Genomic DNA, 10173 nt, shown 5'->3' with positions numbered 1-10173 from the left:
TGCGCCTGCTGTTGCCACCGACTGACGACGCGGCGCACGTGCGCGGCTAGAACATCATGCGCAGGCCGAGCTGCAGCTGCGTGTCGTCGCGGCGCGCGGGCAGCCCGGCGCGTTCGCGCTCGCCGCGCCAGCTGCGCACGTGCAACGCTTCGCCGGTCACGCGCAGCCATCCGCATGGGCGCCAGTTCAGCGCGAGCGTGAGCGCGCTGCCGTGTTCGCGCACGCGGCCGTCGATCGAGCGCGGCAACTGGTCGGTCGAGAACGCGTCGATGCGCACGGTAGGCCGCCATGCTCCACGGTCCCGTCCAGCGAGCAGGTAGGCGGCGCGGAAGTCGGTGTGCGTGCTGAAGAGCGGCGACGGTGCGATCGCGGTCGAGCCGCTCATCGCCTGGGCGAGCAGGACGACCTCGCCGACGCGCGAACGCGCGCCGACGCTCCAGAAGTCGGTGTGCCAGCTCAGCACCGGCGACGCGCCGCGGCTGCGGCTCGCCGGGTCGGCCTCGTTGTCGTAGCGCAGCAGGGCGAGCGTGCCGATTCCGCGCGCTTCCCAGGTCGCCCCCGCGTACCAGCCGAGGCGGCCGTCGTTCTCGAGGAACGGGTTGAATCGCAGCGGCAAAGGCTCTTCGTCGTCGATCGCGTGCACGTCGGGCTCGCGCACGCGGCTGCCGAGTCCGTAAACGAGATCGCTGATCGCCCAGCCGCGTGCGGCAAGCAATTCCCCGGCGGGATCGTTGCTGCGCACGAGCGCCAGGACGCCGGTCACGGTCGAGCGCTCGCCGCGCCATTCGAGACCGCCTTCTGTACCGATGCCGCGCAGTTCCTCGCCGACCCAGGTATCGATCGCGGACGAACTGAGCGTCCACGGGCTGGTCCAGCCGATCGCGTCGTTCTCGAGCGAAACCGGCGGGAAGAACGCGCCGACCTTCACCGACCAGCGCAGCGGCGAGGTCGAAACGGGGCGGTATCGCAACCACGCGTCGAGCAACGCGAGTTCGTCGCGGCCGGTCGTCTGTGCCTGCAGGTCCGCGTGCGCGACGAGCGCGGGCGTGAGCACGATGCTTGCCGCGATCGCCGCCTGGAGGCAGGTCGCATCGGTGCCGCCGCCGCCGAAGCGGGTCTTGCCGAGGCCGCCGTCGACGTAGCCGGACTCGCCAGCGCGCGCGACGAGTCGGCAGTCGACGTAGCCGTGCACGTCGACGTCCGCCGCGCGCGCGGCGGGCACGAGCGCCGCGCACGCGGCGAGCGCGAGGATGCATCTCACGCGCGCACGCCCCGGTGGGCGGCGTCGTCGTCGCGCGCAAGCATTGCCTCGAGCGCGGCGGGTTCGAGCGCGGGCGCGATGTAGTAGCCCTGTACGTGGTCGCAGCCGACATCGCGCAGGTAGTCGAACGCGGCACGGCTCTCGATCCCTTCCGCGGTGACGCGGTAACCGAGGCGATGGCCGAGTTCCACGATCGAGCGCACGAGCGTCCGGTCGCCGACGTCCTCGGCGAGCTTCTGCGTGAACGAGCGATCGATCTTGATCTCGCGCACGGGCAGCCGGCGCAGGTAAGCGAGCGAGGACTGGCCGACGCCGAAGTCGTCGATCGCGAGGTCGATGCCGAGGTCGGCGAGCCGCTTGAGCACCTGTACGGCCGTGTCGGGCTCGGCCATGATCGCGCTCTCGGTGAGTTCGAGCACGATGCTGCGCGGCGCGACCGCATGCAGCGACAGCAGGTCGGCGATGCGCGTCGGCAGGTCGGGGTCGGCGAGGTCGCGCGCGGACAGGTTGATCGCGATCCGCAACGCGTGGCCGCGCATGGACCAGTCGTGAGCCTGCGCGATCGCGCTCGCGAGCACCCAGCGCGTGACGCGGCGGATGTTGCCGGTGCGTTCGGCGAGTGGAATGAACGCATCGGGCGCGACCGCGCCGCGCGACGGATGCTGCCAGCGCAGCAGCGCTTCGGCACCGTCGATGCGGTCGTCGGCGAGGCGCACCTTCGGCTGGTAGTGCAGGCGCAGCTGGTTGCGATCGAGCGCCTCGCGCAGCTCGGCCATAAGCGACAGGCGCTCGGGCCGATGCGGGTCGGTGCCCGCGTCGTAGACGCCGACCGGGTCTTCGGCGCCGAGCGCGGCGAACAGGGCGACTTCGGCGCGTCGCAGCAGCGCGCTCGCCTCGTCGCCGTGGGCCGGATGCAGCGCGATGCCGATCGCCGGGGCGGTATCGATCGACAGGTCCGCCTCCTGGTACGGCACGCCGAGCGCATCGAGGATGCGGAAGGCGACCGCGATCGCGTCGGCCCTGTCGGCGCCGTCGAGCCAGAGCGCGAACTGCGTGTCGGTCGCGCGCGCGACGAGGCCGCGCGCCGCGAACGGGCGCAGGCGGCGACCGGCGTCGCGCATGAGGCGATCGCTGATCGCATGGCCCATGGTCTGGATCACCTCGGGTAGCCGCGCGAGCCCGACCATGAGCAGTGCGCCGGCAACCGGGCGCGCGAGCAGCGCATGCTGGATGGCCGCCTCCGCCGCATGCCGGTTGGGCAGCGCGGTGACCGCGTCGTGGTCGGCCTGGTAGCGGATGCGTTCCTCGCGCTCGGCGATCGCGAGGGTCATGTTCGACAATGCGGCGGCGAGCTGGCCGACTTCGTCGCGCTTGATCGCCGGCGTCGACGAAGCGTAGTCGCCTGCGCCGATGCGGTGCGCGGCCGCGGCGAGCTTCTCGATCGGGCGAGCGACGCCGCGTGCGATCAGGAGTGCGCCGACGAGGCCGATCGCAAGGCCGAGAGCGACGAGGCTCGCCCATGCGATCGCGACGTTGCGGTATGGCCGCAGCGCGTCGTCGAGCGAGTAGCCGAGCACGACCGCGACCGGGGCGCTGCGTTCCGATTCCCTGAGCCGCGTCGCGAGCACGACGTATTCGCGCGCATCGAGCCGCAGCAGGGTCGGTTGCAGCGGCAGTTCGCGCCCCGCGAGCGCCGGCGCGATCGCGACGCGGGCGTCGCCGCGCGCGACGCCGGTCCAACGGCCGTCGGTGCCGAGGGTGACGAGCTCGAGCGTGTTCGGCAGCGCGGACAGCTGCTGCAGGCGCGCGAGCAGCGCATCGTCGACGGGGATGCCCGCCGCGATCAGGGCGATCGGCTTCGGCGCGTAGACCGGCACCACGATCATCCAGTACGCCTTGCCACCGAGCGCGACGACGGCGGCGGCAGGGCGGTCGAGCGCGGCATCGGCGAGGTCGGGGAACGGGAACTCGGCGCCGGTCGCCGCGGCGGTGTCCGCACGCACCGTTCCGTCGAGGCCGATGAGCAGCATGCGTTCGGCGCCGATGCGTCGACCGTGGTTGCGCAGCGCGGACAGCACCGTGCCCTGGTCGTCCTGCGCGATCGCCGCGCGCAGCGCGAAGTCGAGCGAGAGGACCTGCACGTTGTCGGCGACGCGCGCCGAGATGTCGTCGAGCTGGCGCGCGACCGCGGCGGCGCCGACCGTGAGCTGGCGTTCGCCGTCGCTGATCAGGGCGCGCCGCGCGACCCCGTAGGCCAGCAACGCCGTGAACGCCTGCACCGCGACGAGCGTGGCGAGGAACAGCAGGGCGAGGCGCAGGCGGAAGTTCATGGCGTCAGTAGCGCGCTCGCTCGCGGTCGTCCGGGTCGGGCCGCGGGTCGGGCAGCAACGGCAGTGCGAAGCGCAGCGTGGCGGTGCCGGCGCCGATGTCGATCGCCTGTTCCGGTTCGGCCTTGCCGGGCCGCAACAGCGGATGCCAGACGTGCACGGTGTAGTGCCCGGCCGGAAGGTCGTGGAAAACGGCGCGTCCGTGCGCGTCGGATTTCGCGACCCACGGCGCGTCGGATACGTACAGGTGGGTGATCATGCGATCGTGGATGTTGCAACCGACCGCGATCGCGCCGACGCGGTCGAGCACGACCGCGGGCGTGTCGCCGCCGGGTGCCACGACGAACTCGAACGATTTCGCCGGCGCGAACGAATAGACGTGGTGGCGCGTGCGATCGCTGTTGCGGAACACGACGCGATCGCCGGGCCTGAACACGTCGACGTAGGGAACGAAGGTTTCGTCGCGCTGGTCGACCGCATGCGTGAGCGGCTCGCGCGCCGGCGGCGGCGGTCCGGCACCGTGCAGGCTGACGACCGCGTCCGCGGCCGGCGCGCCGCGCGCGTCGTCGACGACGATGTCGAGCTCGGCGGCCGACGCGGCCGTCGATACGAGCATCCACGCAGCGATCGCTGGCATGCCGACGTGCATCCGTTCCCCTTCACGGACGAGCGTAGGCAGTCTAGCGCATCGGACTGGCGCGCCGGGCGGCGCGGCGGTGGTTCCGGTGCACCGCGCAATCCTTGGCCCTGTACGCGCCGTGCGGACATGCGATAGTGCCGCGGTCCTTCGGCCGCGCGAGGTGAAGATGAAACCGTTCAGCATCGCTTTCGGATGGACGATCACGACGGCGCTCGCGTCCGCGCCGGCCGCGTGGGCGTCGCAGGACGTACCCAAGCCGGTCGCCAAGGAGGACATGAGCGGCCTGCACGATTTCGATTTCCTCGTCGGCGAATGGCGCGTGCACAGCCGCCGCCTCAAGGAGATCCTCGCAGGCAGCCACGACTGGTACGCGTTCGACGGCACGATCCGCTCGTGGCCGCTCATGGAAGGACGCGCGAACGTCGACGACACGGTGTTCAACCTGCCGACCGGCATCTACCGCGGCGTCGCACCGCGCGCGTACGATCCGAAGACGGGCCAGTGGGCGATCTGGTGGATCGATGGCCGCAATCCGCACGGCAACCTCGATCCACCGGTCAAGGGGCGCTTCGTCGACGGAATCGGCACGTTCTATGCGGACGACACCTTGCGCGGCCAGCCGATCAAGGTGCGCTTCACCTGGTCGCAGATCAGCAAGACCGGCGCGCACTGGGAACAGGCCTTCTCGCCCGACGGCGGCAAGACCTGGGAAACGAACTGGGTGCAGACGCTCGAGCGCGTGCGCTGACGCGGGCGTCGCCTCCGGTCGCCTCGCAGCGCGCGGCTTGCCCGTGGCGATGACGCCGGGCCGGGCAAACGTGACCGCATGACGGGGTCAGCGCGAGGGGCCTGGCGGTACGGCCCGGTCGGCGATCATGAGATCGATGCTCAGCGACGTGAGCGTGACGAGTGCGAGCGCACCGTCGGCGCTCGCGGCGAGGCTCGGGCCATGGCCGTCCGGCACGCGGTCGCTCGCGATCTTCACGGGCGCGCCGTCGGGCAGGGTCGCGCGCCAGAGCGCACCGTGGTCGAGGTACGTGACCGCATCGCGCGTGATCGTGAATGCCTCGCCATCGTCGTCGCTCGCGATCTCGCGCGTGGCGCCCGGCGCGCACCAGCGCGCGGCATGCAGGTTCGTCGAGCCCTGCGCGCGCCAGACGACCCAGTCCTGCGACGCGCGGTAGGTGGTCACCGCGTCGATACCGACGCGTTCGCCGGCCGCGGCGCCCGCGCGCAGCTGCATCAGCGGACGGCTGTTGCCGTGGCCGCCAAGGTAGACGAGGCGGTCGGCGAGTTCGATGCCGAGGAACGCGTCGGCTTCGACGCCCGCGATCGGTATCGCGACGTCGCCGTCGAGCGGATAGCGGTACAGGCGCGTGCGGCGATCCTCGTACGCGGTGATGACGAGCGCGTTGCCGCGCATCGACCAGGTCGGACGCACCCAGCGGAACGCGGGATCGAGCGCGAGCGGTCGCACCTTGCCGTCGCGGCGATCGACCACGAGTACGCTCTCGGCACCGTTGCGATTGCTGACGAGCGCGATGCGCGAGCCATCGGGCGAGAACTCCGGTTGCGACTCGTAGCGGTTGGAGCGTGCGACGACGGTCCACGGCGCGTCCGCGCCCGCTCGCAGCCACAGGTCCGCGTCGTAGTTCGCTTCCGCCCAGACGGCTGCGCCACGCGACGACAGATCGATCGACAGCGCGCCGCGGCCGCCGACGAGTTCGGGGCGGCGGCCGGCGCCGAGTCGGTGCAGGGCTCGATACAGCGTGAGGTCGCCGGCGACCCAGAGTGCGTTGCCGTTCGGCTCGAATGCATGGCCATACGCGGGTTCGGGGCGATCCAGCAGCGCGCGTCGCGCGCGCAGGTCGGGCCAGTCGCTCTGCCAGAGCTGTTCCTCGCCGCTGTGGCGGCTCGCGTACACGAGCCGCGTGCGGTCGGGCGACAGACGCGCGTCGACGTGCGCGCCCTCGGCGGCGTCCGGCGTCGTGAGCGCGCGGCGCGTGCCGTGGCGACGATCGACGCGCACGAGGCCGGGTGCGTGCGCGGCATCGATCGCGGTGCCGGTGACGACGAGCGCGTCGCCGCCGTCGACCCATTCGGGCCCGCCCTGCGGCGCCGCCGCGCAGTCGCCGAGGCGCGTGCGCTGCAGATCGACGAGTGCGACGCTCCAGAGCTCGCAGCCGTCGGTCGTGTAGCGCGTGAGCGCGATCTCGCGCCCGTCGGGTGACGGCGCCGGATGGCGCAAGGCGTGTGCGTCCTGCCAGAGCACGCGTTCGGCGAAGCTTTTCGGGTCGACCAGCACGAGTTCGCTCGCGTCACCTCCGTTCGTGCCGCGGATGTAGGCGACGCGTCCCGCCGCGTCGAAGCGCGCGTCGTACTCCAGACGCGGGTCGCTCGCGAGCGGGTGCGCGCCGAGCAGACCGAGCGCGAGCGTGGCGGGGCTCGCGGCGCGATCGAAGCGCCACCAGGCTGCGAGGGCGACGATCGACGCGACCGCGGCGAGCGCGGCGGCGACGACCCCGAATCGTCGCGCATAAGGCCATCCCGGCCGCGCACGCGCCGGGCTCGCCGTCGGCGCGGCGATGCGCTCGACCGGCGCGATCCAGCGGTAGCCGCCTTTCGACAGCGTCTCCACGTACCGCGGTGCGCGCGCGTCGTCGCCGAGCAGGGCGCGCAACTCCGCGATCGCGCGCGACAGCACTTCGTCGTTGACTTCGCGCCGCGTCCAGACGTCGTCGATGAGGCGATCGCGCGCAAGCACCGCACCCGGTTCGTCGAGCAGCCGGCGCAGCAGGCGGTCGAGCAGCGGCTTGATGCGCACCTCGCCGCCGGCCCCCACGAGGCAGCGGCGCATCGGTTCGTAGCGCCAGTCGAGGAAGCGGTACGCGGTCGCGGGAGGTGCCGGATCGTCCATGCGCCCGATGCTAGCAAGCGCGAGGCGGCCTCCGCGCGGCGCCGGGGTCGGCGCGAGGTCGCGTGCGCTGTCTGCATCGGGAGCTTCCGCGCGTTCCCTCGTCACAAGGGCGCCGCGGCGGCGACAGCGGTGGCCCCTACCATGGCCGAACCGCGTGCACGAGGAGAAGGTCCCCGTCGGGGATCGCCATCGGAGTCACGCCATGCGCATCCCCTGTTCCATGCTCGTGCTGCTCGCGCTCGCGGGCCCCGCCCACGCCGGCGGCGTCGGCGGCTACTGCGAGCGCGACGGCAAGCGCGTCACGTTCAGTGACGGCATCGCGTTCGCGGACGCACGCAAGAGCGACGGCACCGTCACGACGACGATCTATTTCACGGCCAGGCCGCTCGACCGCGGCGCGCTTGCGGCCTGCGCGGCCTGCGCCGCGGCGCCGGGCGAGAGCACGTTCACGAGCCCGCGTCGCGACGCGGTCGAAGCGCAACGATCCGCGACCGCCGACGGCTGGATGGAAATCGCGCACACGGCCGGCGAACTCGAACTCGCGACGATCGTCAATCTCATGTACCTCGCCCCCGACGGCACGCTGACCGGCCTCGATGGCGGCAACGGCCAGGTCGCCTTCACGACCAGGAACGCCGCGCACGTGAGCGGCAAGGTGACGACCGAAGCGCGCGAGCCACCGATGAACGAGACCGACATGACCTGCGACGTGAGCTTCGACCTCGCCGTCGGCTGGCCGACGCGCTAGGCGCTCAGCGCGCGCGTGTCGGCGTCGGCCGCCCCTTCGCCGCGAGTACGCCGTCGAGCGCGAGTTCGGTCGCGAAGCCGGCCTTGGCGAGGCGGCGCGAGACCTCGAGCGGAACGTCTCGGCCGCTCGTCCTGCGATTCGGCGTGCCGGTGTAGTGGAACAGGCGGCCGTGCGGGCGCAGCACGCGCGCCAGTTGGTCGTAGAACGCCTGCGAGTACAGCTCGCCGGCGATGCCGAAGCGCGGCGGGTCGTGCAGGATCGCGTCGTACTGCGCGTCGGGGAGGCCGCCGATGCGCTCGTGCACGTCCGCGTGTTCGAGCTGCAGCCGCCCGCATGCTTCGCCGGATGCCGGATCGGGGGACCACGGGTTGATGCTGCGCAGCCATAGCACGTCGGCGTTCTTCTCGTACGAGTGCACGCGGTCCGCGCCGTCTTCGAGGCAGGCGCGCGCGAAATAGCCGAGTCCGCCACAGGTATCGAGCACGTGCTTGCCGCGGGGTGCGATCAGCGCGACCTTGCGCTGCGCGTCCGCATACGGCGACACCTGCGAGGTCGGCAGCATCTTGATGCCGTCGATCTCGAACGTGGGTGCGCCCCATTCGGTCGGCACGAGCTTGATCAGTGCGCGGTCGTAGCGTTGCGCGGCGACGAACGCCGCGTCATCCCACACGTAGATCGTGCGCTCCTTGAGCATTCCCGGCCATGGATAGTCGCGATCGCGCCAGCGCCAGCCAACGTCGGCGAGCGTCGCTTCGCCGATGCTGCGACCGAGATCGAGCGAGCCGGACCAGGCCGCGTGCCCGGCGGCGAACGCGGCACGCATCGCGTCGGCGACCTCGCGCGTGAGCACGGGGCCGTCGTAGCGGGCGTGGTGGGGCAGGGTCATGCGGATCCGGTGCGGCGTCGAGTCGGCGATGGTAGCCGCAACGGCCGCGCGCGCGTCACAACCCGCTGTCGAGTACCGAGCCGTCGGCGTACACGACGCGTTTCGGGTTCCAGACCAGTGTGAAGCGACCCGAGGAATCGTCGATGAATGCGCGCTGCTGCTCACTGGCGCGCCGGTTCGGGTTGCCGCAGCGGACCTCGGTGCGGCTCGCCGGCTCGATTGGTTCGCTGCCGGCGAGGTCGATCCAGCACAGATCGAGCGGCAGGTAGGCTTCGCGGTCGTGCGCTTCGAGCGAACCCTGCACGGCAGTGATCGTCTTGCTGCCGAGGTTGTGCAGCGAGACGGTCACCACGAACACGCTCGCCTCGTCGCTCGGCAGCGCCTGCTTGACCTGCGCCGAGCGGTCCGGCGGCGCGACGAGGTCGCGCGGCGCGAGCACTTCGGCGCGCGTGACGCCGGCCTCGACCGCGTCGCGCAGTGGCGCCATCGCGGCGTCGCGTTCGGCCTGGCGCCGGGCGGCGTCGGCGTCCATCTCTCCGCGCCGGGCGCTCCACGCCGTTTCGAGTGCGATCGCATCGCCGAACGTGCGCGCCGTGAACGGCTGGTCGGGGTCGGCGAACGTCGCCGGCAGCACGTCGCCGTTGCTGCGCTTGACGTAGGCCTCGACGAGCGCGCGGTCCTCCGGTCGCAGGCGCCGCAGCTGCGTTTCGACCGACGACAGGTCGGTCGTGCCGAACGGCAGCGCCGTGCGCAATGGGTCGCGCGACCGCTGCGCGATGAACACGAGCAGGACCGCAGCGAGCAGCGCGCCCGCGATGTACCTGGTTTCCATCGGTTCCCCCGGATCGCCGCGCCCGCCGTGGCGACGGCGCCCGGAAAGCATATACGCGTCACGGCTGCGTCCGTTGACAGCGCGTTCTGTGCGCGGCCATGAAGGTTCCACGCGAACACGAACGTCCGGGAGGGACGAGCCGCTTGCCGCCGGCGATCCTCGGCGCACCGACCACACGGGTGCTTTCGCGGCATGACCGTGGCTGCTCCCTTGCCAACCAACCGAACGCGCGGCGGATCGCCCGCACGGCCGGCCTCGTGCTCGCCATCGCGGGCGCGGCGGCTGCGCAGGACGGCCGATTCGAAGCCGGTCCGGGGCGGTTTACGTGGTGCGTGTCGTCGATCTTGGCGGCTTGTTGGGCGAGTGGCGCCAAAGCGCTCCTGCTCGACGGCGCTCGTCGCGCTCGGCTTCGGCGTCCGGCGTCGCGGCGACGACCGCGTTCGTTTCCGGATTCCCCGCCACGCTCCGGCGTAGCGCGGTGGTGCGGCGCGGCGGGCGCCCCGCCGCGGTAGACGGATCGCAGCGCACGCCGCCGCAGACCGGGCCGACGCGGCCCGCTGCT

The 10173-nt window shown here is 72.0% G+C and carries 8 protein-coding genes; 2 read left to right on the top strand and 6 right to left on the bottom strand.

What is annotated here, in order from left to right:
• Nucleotides 1-46: 46 nt before the first annotated feature.
• Genes VI238_RS17520 through VI238_RS17510 form a run of 3 tightly spaced genes read right to left on the bottom strand, consistent with a single transcriptional unit; the run spans nt 47 to nt 4225 of the window.
• Complete coding sequence (locus tag VI238_RS17520; RefSeq protein ID WP_331653707.1) at nt 47-1261, bottom strand: hypothetical protein; 1215 nt, start codon at nt 1259-1261, stop codon at nt 47-49.
• The gene (locus tag VI238_RS17515) at nt 1258-3591 is read right to left on the bottom strand and encodes a putative bifunctional diguanylate cyclase/phosphodiesterase (protein WP_331653705.1); all 2334 of its coding nucleotides are present in this window, start codon (nt 3589-3591) and stop codon (nt 1258-1260) included. The genes VI238_RS17520 and VI238_RS17515 overlap by 4 nt, the downstream gene beginning before the upstream one ends.
• A gap of 4 nt (nt 3592-3595) precedes the next feature.
• Nucleotides 3596-4225, bottom strand: a complete 630-nt coding sequence (locus VI238_RS17510; RefSeq protein WP_331653703.1) for a methylamine utilization protein — start codon at nt 4223-4225, stop codon at nt 3596-3598.
• A gap of 169 nt (nt 4226-4394) precedes the next feature.
• Between VI238_RS17510 and VI238_RS17505 the strand changes: the two genes are divergently transcribed.
• Nucleotides 4395-4976, top strand: coding sequence for a hypothetical protein (locus tag VI238_RS17505; protein ID WP_331653701.1), 582 nt, complete (start codon nt 4395-4397; stop codon nt 4974-4976).
• Between the two features lie 87 nt (nt 4977-5063).
• Here the strand turns inward: VI238_RS17505 and VI238_RS17500 are convergent, their stop codons facing one another.
• Entirely contained in the window at nt 5064-7145 is a 2082-nt protein-coding gene (locus VI238_RS17500; protein WP_331653699.1) for a winged helix-turn-helix domain-containing protein, read from the bottom strand.
• Nucleotides 7146-7347: 202 nt separating this feature from the next.
• On the opposite strand from VI238_RS17500, the gene VI238_RS17495 reads away from it, so the two are divergent.
• On the top strand, nt 7348-7893 hold the full coding sequence (locus VI238_RS17495) for a hypothetical protein (protein ID WP_331653697.1): 546 nt from the start codon (nt 7348-7350) through the stop codon (nt 7891-7893).
• Nucleotides 7894-7897: 4 nt separating this feature from the next.
• Here the strand turns inward: VI238_RS17495 and VI238_RS17490 are convergent, their stop codons facing one another.
• A complete protein-coding gene (locus VI238_RS17490; protein WP_331653695.1) occupies nt 7898-8779 on the bottom strand; it encodes an SAM-dependent methyltransferase in 882 nt (293 codons plus the stop codon).
• Between the two features lie 55 nt (nt 8780-8834).
• The gene (locus tag VI238_RS17485; protein WP_331653693.1) at nt 8835-9611 is read right to left on the bottom strand and encodes a hypothetical protein; all 777 of its coding nucleotides are present in this window, start codon (nt 9609-9611) and stop codon (nt 8835-8837) included.
• Nucleotides 9612-10173: the final 562 nt, after the last annotated feature.

The organism is Dokdonella sp., from assembly GCF_036518555.1.
GTDB lineage: Bacteria > Pseudomonadota > Gammaproteobacteria > Xanthomonadales > Rhodanobacteraceae > Dokdonella_A.
Note: the sequence above shows the minus strand (reverse complement) of the source record. Positions and strands in the feature narration are given on the sequence as shown.